The organism is Nocardioides sp. GCM10027114 (genome assembly GCF_042659625.1).
Taxonomy (GTDB): domain Bacteria; phylum Actinomycetota; class Actinomycetes; order Propionibacteriales; family Nocardioidaceae; genus Nocardioides.
In genome coordinates, this window is the sequence record NZ_JBHSSS010000011.1 from 43995 (window position 1) to 60849 (window position 16855).

General features: G+C 72.1%; 18 protein-coding genes. 10 read left to right on the forward strand and 8 right to left on the reverse strand.

Annotated features, from left to right (window positions below):
- Positions 1-54: 54 nt before the first annotated feature.
- Positions 55-999 (forward strand): carbohydrate ABC transporter permease, encoded by a 945-nt coding sequence (locus tag ACFP2E_RS06545; protein ID WP_378522716.1) that lies wholly within the window; start codon positions 55-57, stop codon positions 997-999.
- Positions 996-1988: a carbohydrate ABC transporter permease gene (locus tag ACFP2E_RS06550; protein WP_378522717.1), complete on the forward strand. Its 993-nt coding sequence runs from the start codon at positions 996-998 to the stop codon at positions 1986-1988. Before ACFP2E_RS06545 ends, ACFP2E_RS06550 begins: the two co-directional genes overlap by 4 nt.
- 82 nt (positions 1989-2070) lie before the next feature.
- Here the strand turns inward: ACFP2E_RS06550 and ACFP2E_RS06555 are convergent, their stop codons facing one another.
- Both ACFP2E_RS06555 and ACFP2E_RS06560 read right to left on the reverse strand, forming a co-directional pair.
- Positions 2071-3432 (reverse strand): wax ester/triacylglycerol synthase family O-acyltransferase, encoded by a 1362-nt coding sequence (locus tag ACFP2E_RS06555; protein WP_378522718.1) that lies wholly within the window; start codon positions 3430-3432, stop codon positions 2071-2073.
- Positions 3433-3455: 23 nt separating this feature from the next.
- Entirely contained in the window at positions 3456-3896 is a 441-nt protein-coding gene (locus ACFP2E_RS06560; protein ID WP_378522719.1) for a VOC family protein, read from the reverse strand.
- Positions 3897-4052: 156 nt separating this feature from the next.
- On the opposite strand from ACFP2E_RS06560, the gene ACFP2E_RS06565 reads away from it, so the two are divergent.
- Positions 4053-4415 carry a DsrE family protein gene (locus tag ACFP2E_RS06565; RefSeq protein WP_378522720.1) on the forward strand — a complete coding sequence of 121 codons (363 nt, stop codon included), beginning with the start codon at positions 4053-4055 and terminating at the stop codon, positions 4413-4415.
- Here ACFP2E_RS06565 and ACFP2E_RS06570 read toward each other — a convergent pair whose 3' ends face one another.
- The 5 genes from ACFP2E_RS06570 to ychF form a co-directional block, all read right to left on the reverse strand.
- Positions 4416-5327, reverse strand: a complete 912-nt coding sequence (locus ACFP2E_RS06570; RefSeq protein WP_378522721.1) for a glutaminase — start codon at positions 5325-5327, stop codon at positions 4416-4418.
- Between the two features lie 55 nt (positions 5328-5382).
- The gene (locus tag ACFP2E_RS06575) at positions 5383-5733 is read right to left on the reverse strand and encodes a hypothetical protein (RefSeq protein WP_378522722.1); all 351 of its coding nucleotides are present in this window, start codon (positions 5731-5733) and stop codon (positions 5383-5385) included.
- Between the two features lie 103 nt (positions 5734-5836).
- A complete protein-coding gene (locus ACFP2E_RS06580) occupies positions 5837-6427 on the reverse strand; it encodes a DUF4240 domain-containing protein (RefSeq protein WP_378522723.1) in 591 nt (196 codons plus the stop codon).
- A complete protein-coding gene (locus ACFP2E_RS06585) occupies positions 6424-6750 on the reverse strand; it encodes a putative quinol monooxygenase (RefSeq protein ID WP_378522725.1) in 327 nt (108 codons plus the stop codon). Before ACFP2E_RS06585 ends, ACFP2E_RS06580 begins: the two co-directional genes overlap by 4 nt.
- Positions 6751-6804: 54 nt before the next feature.
- A complete protein-coding gene (ychF, locus tag ACFP2E_RS06590; protein ID WP_378522726.1) occupies positions 6805-7881 on the reverse strand; it encodes a redox-regulated ATPase YchF in 1077 nt (358 codons plus the stop codon).
- Positions 7882-8314: 433 nt separating this feature from the next.
- On the opposite strand from ychF, the gene ACFP2E_RS06595 reads away from it, so the two are divergent.
- Complete coding sequence (locus ACFP2E_RS06595; protein ID WP_378522727.1) at positions 8315-9586, forward strand: cysteine desulfurase-like protein; 1272 nt, start codon at positions 8315-8317, stop codon at positions 9584-9586.
- On the opposite strand, the gene ACFP2E_RS06600 is transcribed toward ACFP2E_RS06595, so the two are convergent.
- The gene (locus ACFP2E_RS06600; RefSeq protein WP_378522728.1) at positions 9496-10329 is read right to left on the reverse strand and encodes a CDP-alcohol phosphatidyltransferase family protein; all 834 of its coding nucleotides are present in this window, start codon (positions 10327-10329) and stop codon (positions 9496-9498) included. The two genes, ACFP2E_RS06595 and ACFP2E_RS06600, sit on opposite strands and share 91 nt — an antisense overlap.
- A gap of 79 nt (positions 10330-10408) precedes the next feature.
- Here ACFP2E_RS06600 and ACFP2E_RS06605 point away from each other — a divergent pair, with 79 nt between their 5' ends.
- Genes ACFP2E_RS06605 through ACFP2E_RS06630 form a run of 6 tightly spaced genes read left to right on the forward strand, consistent with a single transcriptional unit; the run spans position 10409 to position 16728 of the window.
- Positions 10409-11215, forward strand: coding sequence for an exodeoxyribonuclease III (locus tag ACFP2E_RS06605; RefSeq protein ID WP_378522729.1), 807 nt, complete (start codon positions 10409-10411; stop codon positions 11213-11215).
- Positions 11216-11247: 32 nt separating this feature from the next.
- On the forward strand, positions 11248-12951 hold the full coding sequence (locus ACFP2E_RS06610) for a hypothetical protein (RefSeq protein ID WP_378522730.1): 1704 nt from the start codon (positions 11248-11250) through the stop codon (positions 12949-12951).
- A gap of 39 nt (positions 12952-12990) precedes the next feature.
- A complete protein-coding gene (locus ACFP2E_RS06615; protein WP_378522731.1) occupies positions 12991-13968 on the forward strand; it encodes a glycosyltransferase family 2 protein in 978 nt (325 codons plus the stop codon).
- Positions 13965-14738 (forward strand): sulfotransferase family protein, encoded by a 774-nt coding sequence (locus tag ACFP2E_RS06620; protein ID WP_378522732.1) that lies wholly within the window; start codon positions 13965-13967, stop codon positions 14736-14738. Before ACFP2E_RS06615 ends, ACFP2E_RS06620 begins: the two co-directional genes overlap by 4 nt.
- A gap of 35 nt (positions 14739-14773) precedes the next feature.
- A complete protein-coding gene (rffA, locus tag ACFP2E_RS06625) occupies positions 14774-15940 on the forward strand; it encodes a dTDP-4-amino-4,6-dideoxygalactose transaminase (protein WP_378522733.1) in 1167 nt (388 codons plus the stop codon).
- Positions 15937-16728: a class I SAM-dependent methyltransferase gene (locus tag ACFP2E_RS06630; RefSeq protein WP_378522734.1), complete on the forward strand. Its 792-nt coding sequence runs from the start codon at positions 15937-15939 to the stop codon at positions 16726-16728. The genes rffA and ACFP2E_RS06630 overlap by 4 nt, the downstream gene beginning before the upstream one ends.
- Positions 16729-16855: the final 127 nt, after the last annotated feature.

Genomic DNA, 16855 nt, shown 5'->3' on the forward strand with positions numbered 1-16855 from the left:
CGCTCCGGGAGCCTGCACGGAACGTCGTACGTCACCGACCGGGAGGACCAGCGGATGAGCACCGCGACACCCGACGCAGCGCCCACGGGGCCCACCACCGGCGAGGCAGAGGCGCCTCCCAGTCCGAAGCGGCGCCTGAACCGGGGCGACCGCATCATCGTCACCGTCATGGTGGTGATCCCGGCCCTGCTGGTGCTGTGGCTGGTCTGGCTCCCCGCCCTCGCCTCCGGGGCACTGTCCTTCGGCCGCTGGAACGGCTTCGGCGGGCTCGACACGATCGAGTGGGTCGGCTTCAAGAACTACGAGGACATCACCCAGATCTACCCGCCGTTCTGGCCGGCGATCCAGAACAACGTGATCTGGCTGGTCTTCCTCTTCATCTTCCCGACGATGCTGGGCGTGCTGCTCGCGGTGATCCTCGACCGCGAGATGCGCGGCAGCCGCTTCTACCAGACCGCGTTCTACATGCCGGTCGTGCTGTCGCTGGCCCTGGTCGGCTTCATCTGGCAGCTCTTCTACTCGCGTGACCAGGGCCTGATCAACCAGGTCTTCGGCTCCGAGGTCGACTGGTACGGCGATCCAGACATCAACCTGTGGGCGGTGCTGGTGGCCACGGCCTGGCGCCACACCGGCTACGTGATGCTGCTCTACCTGGCCGGCCTGAAGGGCGTCGACCACAGCCTGCGCGAGGCGGCCGCGGTGGACGGGGCGGGCGAGGTGAAGACGTTCTTCCACATCGTCTTCCCGGTGATGAAGCCGATCAACCTGATCGTGCTCGTCATCGTCGTCATCGAGTCGCTGCGGGCCTTCGACATCGTCTGGGTGATCAACAAGGGCCGCAACGGCCTCGAGCTGATCGCCGCGCTGGTCAGCCAGAACGTCATCGGCGAGGCCACGCGCTACGGGTTCGGCTCGGCCCTGTCCGTCATCATGATGATCATCTCGTCGGTGTTCATCGCCTTCTACCTGCGCATCGTCTTCCGGGAGCAGCAGCCGTGACCACTGACGACACGACCAACAACCGGACCGAGAAGCCGGGCGCGACCCTCACCGGGACGACGCAGACCGCCGTCGAGGACCCGCCTGCCAGCGGCAAGGGCAAGGGGAAGGCGCCGAAGCGGGTCGAGGGCGGCGTCCTCAACAAGCCCCGCGGCAACGTCGCCACCGTCATCATGCTGGTGCTGGCGCTGATCTGGCTCTTCCCGCTGGTGTGGGCAGTGCTCAACTCGTTCCGCGACTACGCCTACACCCAGCGCGAGGGCTACCTCTCCTTCGGCGGGTGGACGTTCGACAACTACACGACCGCGTGGGAGCGGGGCAGCTTCGGGCAGTACTTCCTGAACTCGCTCTACATCACCGTGCCGGCCGTCGTGCTGACGCTGTTCCTGTCGTCGATGGTGGCGTTCGTGCTGGCCCGATTCAGCTTCCGCTTCAACCTGACGCTGCTGGGGTTCTTCCTGGCCGCCAACCTGCTGCCGCCGCAGGCGCTGCTGATCCCGGTCTTCCGGATGTTCCGCGAGATCCCGCTGCCGCTGTGGATGAGCGACTCCGGCTCGATGCTGAGCAGCTACTGGGCGCTGATCCTGGTGAACACGGCGTTCCAGATGGGCTTCTGCACCTTCGTGCTCTCCAACTACATGAAGACGCTCCCCCACGAGATCTACGAGTCCGCGCAGATCGACGGCGCCGGCGTGTGGCGGCAGTACTGGCAGATGACGATGCCGCTGGTGCGGCCCGCGCTCGCCGCGCTCGCCACGCTCCAGGTCACCTGGGTCTACAACGAGTTCTTCTGGGCGACGGTGCTGATCCAGGACTTCGACAAGCTGCCGATCACCAGTGGCCTGAACAACCTGCGCGGCCAGTTCTTCACCGACACCAACCTGGTGGCGGCGGGCTCCGTGCTGGTGGCGCTGCCGGTGCTGATCGTCTTCTTCGTCCTGCAGAAGCAGTTCGTCTCCGGCCTGACCCTGGGGTCGACCAAGGGCTGAGGCTCTGCCGAGCGCGCAACGTCATACGGTCCGGTCGCTATAGCGACCGGACCGTATGACGTTGCGGGTGTCTTGCGGCCCGTCAGGGGGTCCGGGCGGGCTCCGGGGCCCCGAGGAGCTCGTCGAGCTCGGCATGGAACCCCTCGAGGATCAGCTCCGGGTCGGGGATGACCGCGGCGTCGGTCTTGAAGCCGACCCGCACCGTGCCGGCGTACGTGAAGATGCACGTGCCGAGGGTCTGGTTGCCCGACCCGGGGACCCAGCCGAGCAGCCCGTTGATGCGGGTGCCGGCGAGGTAGCGGTGCTCGCGCGGCCCGGGGACGTTGGTGGTCACCCCCACCGCCTTGGCGGCGAAGAACCGCACGAGGATCCGGCTGAGCCGGCGGCCGAGCAGCCCGATGCCGTGGATCATGCCGAACGTCATGACCGCCTCGGGCGAGCCCTTGATCCCGTCCATCCGGCGCTTGGTCTGCGCGAGCCGGGCTTGCGGCGTCGCGGCCTCCGAGGGCAGCGGGAGCAGCACCAGGGCGAAGCGGTTGCCGAGCAGCAGCGGCAGCGGCTTCCCGGGAGGCCGGAGGTTCACCGGGATCATGGTCGGCAGGTCGACGGCGCGCCCGTCCTTCTCCGTCTGGTAGCGGTGCAGCGAGCCGGCGAGCGCGGCGACCAGCACGTCGTTGATGGTCGTGCCGGTGCGCTTCGCGAACGACCGGACCTCCTCGAACGGGATCGGGTCGGACCACACCACCTTCTTCACCGCGCTCGCCCGGCCCCCCAGCGAGGTCGAGGGGGTGCGGGTCAGCAGCAGCTTGCCGAGGATCGCCGGGCCCTGCCGCAGCACGGCGAGGGTGGTGAGGATCTTCGAGGCGCGCAGCTTGCGCCGCATCGAGCGGGGCGCGCGTCGCAGCGAGTCGGCGACCTCGCGGGCGAGCACGGTCCAGCCGCGGGCCGGCTCCGGCACGTCGCCGCGGTCGGCGTCGGGGGTCTCGTCGGTGAGCGACAGCAGCACCTCGGTGAGGGCGATGCCGTCCGCGAGCGCGTGGTGCAGCCGCGCGAAGATCGCCGGGCCCTCGGCCCGCCCCTCCACGATGTGGAGCTCCCACAGCGGGCGGTCGCGCCGCAGCGGAGTGGCCAGGAACGACGCGACGTACTCCTGGAGGGCGTGGTCGTCCGCCGGCGCGTCGAGCCGCACCTCCTTGATGTGGTCGGCGAGCGTGAAGTCCGGGAAGTCGCGCCACATCGGCAGGCCGAACCGGCGGCGCGGCGGCGCCGGCACCCGCCGGAACACCGGGTAGCGGTCGACGATGCGGCGTTGCACGAGGTCCTCGAACCTGGCCCGGTCGACGGGTCCGTCGAGCATGACGAGGCACTCGATCACCATGAGGTTCTCGGGCCGGTCCATGTTCAGCCAGATCGCGTCGACCGGCGAGACGGGGTGCAGCTCCATGGGTCGAGCCTATGTGCCGCGGGTCAGCGCTGCAGGACTCCGGTGGCCTGGCCGACCTCGATGAGGTGGCCGTCGGGGTCGCGCATGTAGGCGCGGATCTCCTGGCCGTGGTCCTTCGGCTCGGTGAGGAACGTCGCCCCGGCCGCGGTCCACTCCTCGTGGCAGCGGGCGATGTCGGCCACCCGGATGTTGAGGAAGGCGCTGACCGGCCGCGACGGGTCGGGCACGTCGAGGTGCACCTCGGGCTTGTCGTCCGTCGGTCCGCCGCCCTCGTTGAGGACGATCCACGAGTTGGCGACCTGGAGGATCACCGGGTCGCGCTCGATCACCGTGGTCGCGCCGAGCACCTTCGCGTACCACTCCCTGCTGCGGTCCTGGTCGCCCACCACCAGGAAGTGGGTGAGCACGAACCCCTCGGTGGGAGCGGGGAGCTCCGGCTGCCTGCTGGACGTCTGCTGGGTCATGGGGATCTCCGTCCTGTCCCCCACCCGTCCAGCGTCTCTCCGCAGCGCTCCCCTGTCCACGGGATCTGGCCCGCGTGGGTCTTGTCCCGGTCGGGCCCGGTTGCGACAGTCGAGGTCCGAGTGATGGCCCGAGGTCCGAGTGAAGGGACGTGCGAGATGGGCAAGCTGCTGATCCACATCAGCTGCGGTCCGGAGGCGCCGACCCGCGCGGCGCTGGGCCTGCTCGTGGCCAAGGCCGCCGTCGACGAGGGGCACAGCGTCGACGTCTTCCTCGCCGGGGACGCCGTGCAGCTGCTGCGCGACGCGGTCCTCGACTCGCTGACCGGGCTGGGCACGGGTTCGCTGCGGGAGTCCTTCGACGGCTTCGTCGCCGGCGGCGGGCGCTTCTTCGTGTCCGGGATGTCGAGCAAGGCGCGCGGCCTGACCGAGAGCGACCTCGAGGGGAAGCCGGCCGAGTTCGCGATGCCGCCGCGGCTGGTGCAGCTCGCGTTCGAGGCGGACCGCAGCCTCACCTACTGATCAGAAGACCGACCAGCCGGTCCGGCTGGTGAAGAGGTCGAGCGCGGCGAGCCCGGCGGTCGAGTTGCCCGACGGGAGCAGCGCGGGGCTCCACACGCAGATCGTGCAGCGGTCGGGGATGACGGCGACGATCCCGCCACCGACCCCGCTCTTGCCGGGGACGCCCACCCGGTAGGCGAACTCCCCCGCGGCGTCGTACGTGCCGCAGGTGAGCATCACGGCGTTGATGCGCTTGGTCTGGCTCAGCGACAGCATGCGGGTGCCGTCGGCACGGACGCCGTGGCGCGACAGCAGGCCGGCGGCCAGCGCGACCTCGCGGCAGGTCATGGACAGCGAGCACTGCCAGAAGTACTGGTCCAGCACCTCCTCGACGGGGCACTCGAGGTTGCCGTAGCTGGCGAGAAGGTGCGCCATCGCGGCGATGCGGTGCCCCTTCTCGGCCTCCGACCGGGCCACGGCCGGGTCGCCGTCGATCCCGGAGTTGCCGCTCTCGGCCCGGACCAGCTCGCGCATCGCGGCGGCGGCGTCGCCGGTCACGTGGTGGAGCTGGTCGGTCACCACCAGCGCGCCGGCGTTGATGAAGGGGTTGCGCGGCTTGCCGAACTCCTGGTCGAGCTGGAGCAGGGAGTTGAACGGGTTGCCCGACGGCTCGCGGGAGACGCGACGCCAGACGTCGTCACCGTTCCGGGCGACCACGAGCGCGAGGCTGAAGACCTTGGAGATGCTCTGCACCGAGAACGGGACGTCGCTGTCGCCGGTGACGTGGATGTCGCCGTCGTTCATCGCGACGACCATCCCGAACTGGTGGGGGTCGACCGACGCCAGTCCGGGGATGTAGTCGGCCACCATCCCCTTGCCGACCAGCGGCGCCACCTCGGCGCGGATCTCCTCCAGCACGTCGTCGAGGTCCATGGCGCCGATTGTGCACGCCGGCCGCACGCCGGGGTCGCGGGGTCGTGGCGCGTGCCTAGAGAACGACGTCGCAGGCCTCGGCCGCCGCATCCACGGCCTCGATGACCTCCTCGGTCGCCGCCTGGTCCTCACGGAACCCGTCGGGGAACCCGTCCGGGAAGGCCTCGCGGAGCTCGCGGTTCATGCAGTCGCTCTCGCCACCGCTCATGATGTCGGGGCTCAGGCCACTGCCGGCGAGGTACTCGCCCAGCAGGTCGTCGCCGTCCGGCGCGTCCGTCGACGACGCCGCGCTGTCCCCGCCGGCATCCGTCTCCGCACCGGCGTCACCGCTGTCGTCGCCGCCACAACCACTCAGAGCGAGGGCTAGCAGCAGTCCTGCTGTCCCGACCGAGGTCCTCGTGCGCATCAGGCAACCTCCTCTGGGAGTGGCGGACCCTCGACGTTACCCACCCTGCCGGCTCCTCGCCACAGGCGCGGCCGAGCCGGAGCAGGCTTCGCGGACCAGTCGGCTACGCGCCTGGTGCGGCCGTCGGCTCCAGGCTCGGCAGCCGCGACAGCGCCGCCTCGCGGCCGGCCTTGTCGGCGTACACACGGAACGCGGCGTAGCCGAACGGCTCCCCCATGCCGCAGCCGTCGGCAAGGTCGGGGAAGTCGCCCAGCACCTCGGGGTCGGCGAGCACCCGCTCGTAGGCGGTCTGGCCGTGGGCGATCACCCAGCTCCGGAAGTCGGTGGAGAGGTCGTCGCCGAGCCCGGCGCCCGGCAGGCAGGCCTCGTCGGCCACCGCCGCCACGCGCTCCGTGTCGAGCGCCCGGTTGAGACGCACGAACGTCCGGTGGAAGCCGGCGACCTGCTCCGTGTCGAGGTCCTCCAGGACGTCGCGCAGCGCACGCGCCTGCTGCACGTCGCCATCGGTGGCCACCCGGCAGGACTGCTCGACCAGGCGCCAGAACTCGAGGTCCTCCGCGCCGTCCGAGGTGGCGCAGTACGCCGGCGGGCCGTCCGCCTGCTTCGGGTCGTCGGCCGCGCAGGCGCCCAACGGCATCGCCAGCAGGGCAAGCAAAGCGACGGCGCGCCCGCCCGGACGGGGAAGCCGGGTCACGAGGACGCGTCGGGTCGAGCAGCGCCGCCAAGCGGCGAGCCCACGACGTCGAATCGGAACCCACCGAACTGCCCGGACAGGAGCGGCCGCGCAGCCGCGATCGCCTCCTGGACCTGCGGCAGCTCCAGCGAGGCCCGGTGCGCCTCGGCGGAGGTCCACACCTCGACCACGTAGACCGAGTCGGGGTCGTCGGCGCTGACGCCGACGTCGTACATCAGGCAGCCGGCGTCGGCGAGGGCCGCGTTGGGCCGGGTCAGGTGTGCGACCAGCTCGTCGCGCTTCCCGGGGATCGCGCCGAGAGAGCCGGCGTTCACGAACGTCATGGCGTCAACCTAGGCCTCGGAGCCGACGCATCACGCCCCGGCAGGCGGCGTTCGTCAGACGTTGAAGCGGAACTCCACGACGTCGCCGTCCTGCATGACGTAGTCCTTGCCCTCCATGCGGACGAGGCCCTTCTCCTTGGCCTTGAGCATGGAGCCGGCCTCGACGAGGTCGTCGAACGAGACGATCTCGGCCTTGATGAAGCCGCGCTGGAAGTCGGTGTGGATGACGCCGGCGGCCTCGGGGGCGGTGGCGCCCTTCTTGATCGTCCAGGCCCGCGTCTCCTTGGGGCCGGCGGTCAGGTAGGTCTGCAGGCCGAGCGTGTCGAAGCCGACCCGGGCCAGCACCTCGAGGCCCGGCTCCTCGATGCCCATCTCGGCGAGCATCTCGCGGGCCTCGTCGTCGTCGCCCAGCTCGACCAGCTCGGCCTCGAACTTGGCGTCGAGGAAGATCGCCTCGGCGGGCGCGACGATGTCGCGCATCTTCTGCTTGAGCTCCTCGTCGGCGAGCTCGTCGGAGTCGCAGTTGAAGACGTAGATGTAGGGCTTCGCCGTGAGCAGCGACAGCTCCCGGATCAGGTCGCGGTCGATGTCGGTCGCGATGATCGGCGTACCGGCCTCGAGAGCGGCGAGCGCCTGCTTGGCCGCGTCGACGACGGGCAGCAGGTCCTTCTTGCCCTTGGCCTCCTTCTCCAGCCGCGGGACCGCCTTCTCGACCGTCTGCAGGTCGGCGAGGATCAGCTCGGTCTGGATGGTGGAGATGTCGTTGGCGGGGTTGACCTCCCCGTCGACGTGGGTGACGTCCTCGTCGCGGAAGACGCGGGTGACCTGGCAGATCGCGGCCGACTCGCGGATGTGGGAGAGGAACTTGTTGCCGAGCCCCTCGCCCTCCGACGCGCCGCGCACGATGCCCGCGATGTCGACGAACTCGACCGTCGCCGGCAGCACCTTGGCGGAGTCGAAGATCTCGGCGAGCTTCGGCAGCCGGTCGTCCGGAACGCCCACGACACCGACGTTCGGCTCGATGGTGGCGAACGGGTAGTTCGCCGCGAGGACGTCGTTCTTGGTCAGGGCGTTGAAGAGGGTCGACTTGCCCGCGTTGGGGAGTCCGACGATGCCGATCGTGAGAGCCACGGGGGGCGAGTCTACGGTCGGCCCGGGGCTCCGCCCCAATCCCAGCCGGGTGCTGCCCCGATCGTGAGAGGTCTCGACGGGCTCGACCTCCGTATGGTCGCCGCCCTGCCTCGGTCACCGGGTCTCGACGGGCTCGACCTCCGTATGGTCGCCGCCCTGCCTCGGTCACCGGGTCTCGACGGGCTCGACCGGCGTTCGGTTGCTGCTCTGCGTTGGTGCGGGGATCTCGAGGCTCGGCCGCGAGCGGCCTCACACCTCGATCACCGGTGCCGGGTCTCGACGGGCTCGACCGGCGTTCTGTTGCGGCCCTGCGCCGGTGCGGGGATCTCGAGGCTCGGCCGCGAGCGGCCTCGCACCTCGATCACCGGTTGCCGGGTCTCGACGGGCTCGACCTCCGTGTGGTCACCGTTGGGCGTTCCTGCGCCCTGACAGGATGGCGGGCGTGGATGTGAACCGCGTGCGCGCCGACTTCCCCGCCCTCCGGCCGGCCGACGGTGGGCTCCCGGCGGCCCACCTGGACGGGCCGGGCGGGTCGCAGGTGCCTCGGCAGGTGGCGGAGGCGGTGGCGGCGACGATGACGGCCGGCCTCTCCAACCGCGGGTCCGTCACACCGGCCGAGCGGCTGGCGGAGGCGGTGGTGGCCGGTGCGCGCGAGGCCGTCGGCGACCTGCTCGCCACCGACCCGCGCGGGGTCGTGTTCGGGCGGTCGATGACGCAGCTGACCTTCGACTTCGCCCGCACCCTGGCCCGCTCCGGGGACCGCCCGTGGGGGCCGGGCGACGAGGTGGTCGTCACCCGGCTCGACCACGACGCCAACATCCGGCCGTGGGTGATCGAGGCGGAGCGCGCGGGCGCCACGGTCCGCTGGCTGGGCTTCGACCCCGTCACCGCCGAGCTCGACGACGTCGCGAGCGTGCTCTCCGAACGGACCCGGCTGGTGGCGGTCACCGCCGCCTCCAACCTGTTCGGCACCCTCCCGGACGTACGCCGGGTCGCCGACGCCGCGCACGCCGTCGGTGCGCTGGTCCACGTCGACGCGGTCCACCTGGCGCCCCACGGGGTCGTGGACCGGGCGGCGCTGGGCGCCGACCTGCTGGTCTGCTCGCCGTACAAGTTCTTCGGCCCGCACCTCGGCGTCCTGGCCGCCGACCCGGCGCTGCTCGAGACCCTGCACCCCGACAAGCTGCTGCCGTCGACGCAGGCGGTGCCGGAGCAGTTCGAGCTCGGGACGCTCCCCTACGAGCTGCTCGCCGGGACCACCGCCGCGATCGACTGGATCGCCGGGCTGGCCGACCCCGACGGTACCAACGGGAGCAACGGCACCCGCCGCGGCCGGGTCGTCGCCGCCATGACGGAGGTACGCCGCCACGAGGGCGAGCTGACCGAGCGGCTGCTGGCGGGGTTGGCCGGCATCGACGGCGTGACGGTCCACGGCCGGCCGGAGCGGCGTACCCCGACCGTGCTGTTCAACGTGGCCGGCGTCGACGGGCCGGACGTCAGCCGGGGCCTGGCGGCCCACCGGGTCAACGCGCCGGCGGGCAGCTTCTATGCGATCGAGGCGTCCCGGCACGCCGGCCTCGGTGACACCGGCGGGGTCCGCGCCGGGCTGGCGGCCTACTCGACCGTCGAGGACGTCGACCGGTTCCTGGCCGCCCTCGCCGAGGTGGCCGACCGGGCGGTCAGCCAGAGGCTCTCGACGAGGTAGACGGCCGGGTAGGCCAGCGACAGCGCGACCAGCCACGGGTTCGGGTCAGGCAGCTGCCAGGTGATCAGGCCGAAGAGTCCCAGCCACACCACGGCCAGGGTCATGTTGAGGCCCCAGAAGGTCGCGGTGCGCGACGGGTAGACGTACTTGACCGGGACGAAGACCAGCACGGCCAGCACCATCAGCAGCCACACCGCGGCGGTGACACCGAGGTCGAGGACGATCACGTAGAAGGCGGCGATGTTCCAGTAGCTGGGGAAGCCGAGGAAGAAGTGGTCGTCGGTCTTCGCGTCGCTGCGGCAGAACTGGTAGCAGGACGCGAGCACCGGGATCGAGGCCACCACCCCGCCCGCGACGCCGCCCGGCAGGAAGCCGTTGGACCAGAGCAGCAGCATCGGCGCGAGCACGTAGGTCATGTAGTCGACGATGTTGTCGAGCAGGGCGCCGTCGATGCTGGGCACCGTCGTCTTCACCCGGAAGTGGCGGGCGAGGAAGCCGTCGCAGCCGTCGACGATCATCGACAGCAGGAACAGCCACAGCACCGCGGTGACCCGGCCCTCGTAGGACAGGTGCACCATCAGCAGCGCCATGACGGCGCCGGTGGCGGTGAAGGTGTGGACAGCCCACCCGGCCGCCCGCTCCGCCCGGGTGACCGGCGCCTCCACGTCTCCCGTCCGGGGCTCCCCTGCGGGGTCCGGACCGGACGTGTCCGTCGTGTGCGCCCCGAGTGCCGACTGCTCCATGGCACGCAACGGTAAGGGGCGGAGGCGCCGACGTGGGACTCCACGTCGTACGACGGACCCCACGACCTAGGGTGGCGCGGTGCGCATCGCCACCTGGAACGTCAACTCCCTCCGCTCCCGGATCGACCGGGTGGAGGCCTTCCTGACCCGTCACGACGTCGACGTGCTGGCCCTCCAGGAGACCAAGGCCCGCGAGGACCAGCTGCCGCTGATGGGGCTGGAGTCGCTGGGCTACGAGGTCGCCGCGGCCGGCCACAGCCAGTGGAACGGTGTCGCGATCATCAGCCGGGTGGGCCTCGACGACGTGCAGGTCGGCTTCCCCGGAATGCCCGGCTGGGGCGAGCCGGCGGCCCCCGAGGCCCGTGCCATCGCCGCCACCTGCGGCGGCGTCCGTGTCTGGTCGCTCTACGTGCCCAACGGCCGCAAGCCCGACGACCCGCACTACGTCTACAAGCTCGACTGGCTGGCCCGGCTCCACGACGCGGCCAAGGAGTGGGTCGACGGCGACACCGCCCTCGTCGGCGACTGGAACATCGCGCCCCGCGACGAGGACGTGTTCGACATGAAGCAGTTCGCGAAGTCGACGCACGTGACCCCGCCGGAGCGGGCGGCGTTCCAGCAGTTCCTCGACACGGGGTACGTCGACGTGGTGCGGCCGCACACCCCCGGCCCGGAGGTCTACACCTACTGGGACTACTACCGGAACCGCTTCCAGCGGAACCGCGGGCTGCGGATCGACTTCGCGCTCTGCTCCCCCAGCCTCGCCGGCCGCGTGACGGGGGCGTTCATCGACACCGAGGAGCGGGACCCCGACCGGGGCCTGCCCACCAGCCCCTCCGACCACGCTCCCGTGGTCGTCGACCTGGCTGGGGCACACTCGGCCTGACAGCCCGCTCCTCGCCCGCACGGAAGGCAGGCATGACCGCCCCCACCAGCACCACGGCCGAGCCGACCGGGCCGGCACCGGCGGAGGACGCGCCCGGGCCGGCCGGTCGCCGCTGGGTCGACCCGGCGCTGGCGCTGCTCTGCGCGCTCACCGCGGTCGCGGCGTACCTGCCGCGCGGCTTCGAGGGCCTGCTCACCCGCGACCTCGGCATCTACGCCTACGGCGGCCAGCAGGTGCTCGACGGCGACCTGCCGTACGAGGCCGTGGTCAACCGCGCCGGCCCGCTCGCGCAGGCGCTGCCCGGGCTGGGCGCCTGGCTGGGCCGGCTGCTGGGCGCCGACAGCGGCGCGGACGACGTGGTCGCGATGCGGGCGCTCTACCTCGGCTTCACCGCGGTCTCGGTCGGGCTCGCCTACCTGGTCGCCACCCGGGTGTTCCGGTCGCCCCACGCGGGCCTGGTCGCCGCCGCGGCGCTGCTCAGCTTCGGCGGCCTCGTCGAGCTGGCGACGTACGGGCCGCGCGAGAAGACGCCGATGGTGATGTTCGTGCTCGCCGCGATGCTCGCGGCGGCGCACCGGCGGTGGCCGACCGCGGGGTTCCTGGTGGCCCTCGCCACCCTCACCTGGCAGCCGGCGTTCGTGCCCGCGATCGTGGTCCTCACCCTCGCGGTCCTCCTCGACCCGGGGGCCGACGGCCGCCTCGTCGCCCTCATCCGGGTCGCCGTGGGCGGGCTGCTGGCGACCGGCCTCGTGGCCGGCACCTACCTCCTGTACGGCGCCTTCGACGTGCTGCTCGAGGGGTTCTGGGGCATCAACGCCGGTTACGCCGGCACGTACGGCGCGCTGGACGACCTGCCCGCCGCGTGGACCAGGCTGAGCGGCGGGTTCGGCTGGTCGGTCCACCTGCTGGTGGCCGGGCTGCTGGCCGTCGTGGTCCTCGCCGTGGGGGCCGGGCTCGTCCGCCGCACCGGCCCCGGGGGCCGCCACGAGGGCCCCGGGGGCCCCGGGGGCCCCGGGGGCCCCGGGGGCCCCGAGAACCCCGAGAACCCTGAGGGCCCGGCGGGCCCAGGCTGGGACCGCGCCCTCCTCGCGGGCATCGCCGCGGGCGCCGTGGCCGCGACGGCATGGACGGCCGCGTCGTACAACAGCTGGCCCGACGCCTTCCCGCTCATGCCGTTCGCCGCGCTCGGGGCCGGCGGTCTCGGCGCGCTGCTCGCGGCCCTGCTGCGGCGCGTGTCTGCCGGCCTTCCTGGGGCAGTCCTCGCGGGTGCCGGTACCGCCGCCCTCGTCGCCGGGGCGGTCACCCTGGCCGTCACGTTCGGCCTCACCACCCGCACCGACGAGATGGCGCTGCAGGCCGACACCGTCGACGCCGTCCTCGCCGAGCTGCCCAGCGAGCCGCGGCTGCTCGCGGTCAGCGCTCCGACGGCCCTCGTGCTGAGCCGGACGGAGCAGGAACCCCGGGCCGTGATGTTCTCGCCGCCGGTCGAGCGGTGGCTCGAGGACACCTGGCCCGGCGGGCTGGCCGGCTATGCCGAGGGGATGCTCGCCACCCGGCCGCACGCGGTCGTCACGGAGCGCACGGTGCCGGAGTGGCTCGAGCCGTCGCTGCGCGAGGAGTACGTCCGCGTGGGCCGCGTCACCAACATGACGTGGTGGCTCGACCGGGACCTGCGCGACCGCGCGCCGGCCCTGCGGGAGCTGCTCGCGGAGGCGGGGACGAGCCCGGATCGCTGAGCCACCGACGTACAACACCGACGTGGAACACTGACCGCCATGACCGCACGCCCGGGGGCCCCGCTCGACCCCTCCCCCAGACTGGACCGCACGAAGTTCCGCTACTCGATCGTCATCCCGGTCTACAACAGCGAGCAGATCGTCGGCACGACCGTCGACCGCGTGGTCGAGGTCTTCACGGAGGCCGGACTCGACCACGAGGTCATCCTCGTCAACGACGGCAGCCCCGACGGCAGCTGGGAGGTCATTGCCGAGAAGGCGCGCACCCACCAGACCGTCGTCGCGCTCGACCTGCTGCGCAACTACGGCCAGCACCACGCCAACCTCGCCGGCCTGCGCGAGTCGACGGGCGACTTCGTCATCACCATGGACGACGACCTGCAGAACCCGCCCGACCAGGCGCTGCTGCTCATCGACGCCGCCATGGACGGCAAGGACGTCGTCTTCGGCAAGTTCGAGCGCAAGCAGGCGGCCGGCTACCGCCGCCTCGGCAGCAAGATGATCGACCTCATCAACCGGCGGATCTTCGGCCAGCCGCAGGACCTCGCCGTCTCCAACTTCCGGATCCTGCGTCGCGACGTCGTCGACCGGATCTGCGCCTCGCGCACCGCGCACCCCTACCTGACCGGCCAGGCGCTGCTCTACTCGCGCCACCGCGGCAACGTCACCGTCCGGCACGAGCCCCGCCCGGTCGGGAAGAGCAACTACTCCATGCTGCGGATCGTCCGGCTCGTGCTGACGATCCTCTTCAGCTACTCCTCGTTCCCGCTGCGCCTGGCCGCCCTGATGGGCTTCGCGCTCTCCGGCCTCGCGTTCCTGCTCGGCGGGGTCTACCTGCTGATGGGGATCTTCGGCGACACCCGCGTCGAGGGCTGGACGACGCTGGTCGTGCTGCTCGCCGTCTTCAGCGGCTTCACGATGGCGCTGCTGTCGATGCTCGGCGAGTACGTCGTGCGCACGCTCAACGCCGTCAGCAGCGAGGACAGCTACCACGTGCTGACGCGGGTCCCCCAGTGAGCCGTGCCCGGCACCTGCTGGTGGTGGGCGCGCAGCGGTGCGGCACGACGTACCTCCACGACCAGCTGGCCGCGCACCCGCAGGTGGCGATGGCCCGGCCGGCGCGCCCGGAGCCCAAGGTCTTCCTGTCCGACGAGGTCGTGGAGCGCGGCGCGGACTGGTACCGCGCCACCTGGTTCGCCCACGCGACCGACGAGACCGTCCTCGGCGAGAAGAGCACCAGCTACCTCGAGTACGCCGCCTGCGCCGACCGCGCCGCGGCGGTGCTGGGCGACCCGCTCGTGCTGGTGCAGCTGCGCGACCCCGTGGCGCGCGCGGCCTCGCACTGGTCCTTCAGCCGCGACTCCGGCCTCGAGGAGCGGCCGCTGGCGGAGGCACTCGAGCGCAACCTCGAGGGGCCGCTGCCGTGGGACCCGCGGCGGACCTCGGTCTCGCCGTACGCCTACCTCGAGCGCGGCCGGTACGCCGACTACCTCGCGCCGTGGCTGGAGCGGTTCGGCGACGACGTCACCGTGCTGCTGCTCGAGGACCTCGTCGCCGATCCGACGCGCATCCGGGACGCCTACGCCGCGATCGGTGTCGACCCCGGGTTCGTGCCGGCGGAGCTCGGCGTCCCGGTCAACGAGAGCAGCCGCAGCGGGGCCGAGGGCCTCCCCGCGGACCTGCCCGCCGACCTGGCGGCCCGGCTGCGCGACCACTTCGCCGAGAGCGACCGCGCGCTCGCCGAGCTGCTCGGCCGGTCGCTGCCGTGGCGGGATGCGGCAGGATGACGCCGGACCGACCCAGCGACCAGCCGAAGGGGACCATGAGCCAGCCGCCGATCGCGTTCAACCGCGCCAGCACCGCCGGCGCCGAGCTCGAGTACATGCGCGAGTCCGTCGAGGGCGGCCACACCTCCTCGGGCGGCCCGTTCACGGAGCGCGCCAGCCGGCTGCTCCGCGCGGAGACCGGCGCCCCCGAGGCGCTGCTCACGACCTCGTGCACCGCGGCCCTGGAGCTGAGCGCGCTGCTGCTCGACCTGCAGCCGGGCGACACGGTGATCGTGCCGTCGTTCACGTTCACCAGCTCCGCGCTCGCGTTCGCCCGCGAGGGCGCCCGGATCCTGTTCTGCGACATCGAGCCCGAGACGCTCGGACCCGACCCGCGGCATGTCGCCGAGCTCCTCGCCGACCCCCGGCTCGGCGACACGGTCCGCGCCGTGGTGGTCGTCCACTACGCCGGGGTCGCCGCCGACATGGACGGCCTGAACGAGGCGCTGCGCGACCGGCCCGACGTCGCGATCGTGGAGGACAACGCCCACGGCCTGTTCGGCCGCTGGCGGGGCAGGCCGCTCGGCAGCCTCGGCCGGTTCGCGACGCTGAGCTTCCACGAGACCAAGAACTTCGTCTGCGGCGAGGGCGGCGCGCTGCTGCTCAACGACCCCGACGACGTCGCCCGGGCCTGGGTGCTCCACGAGAAGGGCACCGACCGCAAGGCGTTCTTCCAGGGGATGGTCGACAAGTACACCTGGCGCGACACCGGCTCCTCCTTCGGCCTCGCCGACACCCTGGCGGCGTACCTCTGGGGGCAGCTCGAGGCGCGCGAGACCATTCAGGCCGCCCGTCGGCGTGTGTACGACGCCTACCGCGCCGGGCTCACGCCGCACGCCGAGGAGCTGGGGCTGCGGCTGCCCGTGGTCCCCGAGCACTGCGAGCCGGCCTACCACCTGTTCCACGTGCTGATGCCCGACCACGACACCCGGACCCGGGTCATGGCGGAGCTGAAGGAGCAGGGCATCCACACGACGTTCCACTACGTGCCGCTGCACGACTCGATCGCCGGGCGCCGGTTCGCCGCCCTCGAGACCGACTGCCCGGTGAGCGAGGACGTCAGTCGCCGGCTCGTGCGGCTGCCGTTCCACAACCTGCTCACCCCCGACGACACCGACCGGGTCGTGGCCGCGCTGGTGGCCTCGCTGCGGAGGGCGGCGTGAGCGGCGAGCAGGGCGTCCACGGCGAGCAGGGCGTGAGCGGCGAGCGGCGGGCCGGCTCGTCGTCGATCGAGCAACCCGACTACTGGTGGTACCGCGCCCGCGCCGGACTGCTCGAGGCCGCCCTGGGCGACCACCTCGACGAACCCGGGCTGCTGCTCGACGTCGGCAGCGCCGACGGCCCGAGCGTGGGCTGGCTGCGGGCGCGGGACCGGCGGGTCACCGTCGACGTCGACCCCCGCGGCCTGACCCCCGGCGAGGGGGTGTGCGCGTCAGCGCTGGCGCTGCCGTTCCCGGACGGCACCTTCGACGCCGTCGGCGCCTTCGACGTGGTCGAGCACTGCGAGCCCGAGGGCGCGGCGCTGGCCGAGCTCCACCGGGTGCTGCGGCCCGGCGGGCGGCTGCTGCTGTCCGTGCCGGCGTACGAGTGGGCGTGGACCGACCACGACGTCCGTGCCGGCCACCACCGCCGCTACACACGGCCGCGGCTGCTCGCGGCGGTCGAGGCGGCCGGCTTCGAGGTGGACCGCTGCACCTACGGGTTCGCCGGGGTGTTCCCGATGTTCGCCGCCGAGCGGCTGCTGCGGCGGATCAAGGGCAGGGTCAAGGGCCGGGTCAGGGGGCGGGCCGACGGGGCCGGCGAGGACCAGGGCCTGCCCCAGGTGTCGCCGCGGATGGACGCGGTTCTGACGGGGCTCTCGCGGGCCGAGAGCCGGCTGCTGCGGCGCCGCGACCTGCCGTTCGGGTCGTCGGTCTTCCTGGCCGCGCGCCGGCCGGACGGGTACCGCTAGCTGTGATGCCCAGGCACGTTGGTCGAGAACCTGCGACGACACGATGTGACCTGTAGATGGGCGAAGGCCTCCCGGTGTGGAGTGGAGCTGTCTAGGAACCGCTCCGCCACCGAAGGAGGCCTTCGTG

Excerpts from the sequence above, each read along its gene's own strand:
- ACFP2E_RS06545 (WP_378522716.1), top strand. The coding sequence starts at position 55 with ATGAGCACCGCGACACCCGACGCAGCGCCCACGGGGCCCACCACCGGC.
- ACFP2E_RS06555 (WP_378522718.1), bottom strand. The coding sequence starts at position 3,432 with ATGGAGCTGCACCCCGTCTCGCCGGTCGACGCGATCTGGCTGAACATG.
- ACFP2E_RS06560 (WP_378522719.1), bottom strand. The coding sequence starts at position 3,896 with ATGACCCAGCAGACGTCCAGCAGGCAGCCGGAGCTCCCCGCTCCCACC.
- ACFP2E_RS06565 (WP_378522720.1), top strand. The coding sequence starts at position 4,053 with ATGGGCAAGCTGCTGATCCACATCAGCTGCGGTCCGGAGGCGCCGACC.
- ACFP2E_RS06570 (WP_378522721.1), bottom strand. The coding sequence starts at position 5,327 with ATGGACCTCGACGACGTGCTGGAGGAGATCCGCGCCGAGGTGGCGCCG.
- ACFP2E_RS06575 (WP_378522722.1), bottom strand. The coding sequence starts at position 5,733 with ATGCGCACGAGGACCTCGGTCGGGACAGCAGGACTGCTGCTAGCCCTC.
- ACFP2E_RS06585 (WP_378522725.1), bottom strand. The coding sequence starts at position 6,750 with ATGACGTTCGTGAACGCCGGCTCTCTCGGCGCGATCCCCGGGAAGCGC.
- ACFP2E_RS06595 (WP_378522727.1), top strand. The coding sequence starts at position 8,315 with ATGGCGGGCGTGGATGTGAACCGCGTGCGCGCCGACTTCCCCGCCCTC.
- ACFP2E_RS06600 (WP_378522728.1), bottom strand. The coding sequence starts at position 10,329 with ATGGAGCAGTCGGCACTCGGGGCGCACACGACGGACACGTCCGGTCCG.
- ACFP2E_RS06610 (WP_378522730.1), top strand. The coding sequence starts at position 11,248 with ATGACCGCCCCCACCAGCACCACGGCCGAGCCGACCGGGCCGGCACCG.
- ACFP2E_RS06615 (WP_378522731.1), top strand. The coding sequence starts at position 12,991 with ATGACCGCACGCCCGGGGGCCCCGCTCGACCCCTCCCCCAGACTGGAC.
- rffA (WP_378522733.1), top strand. The coding sequence starts at position 14,774 with ATGAGCCAGCCGCCGATCGCGTTCAACCGCGCCAGCACCGCCGGCGCC.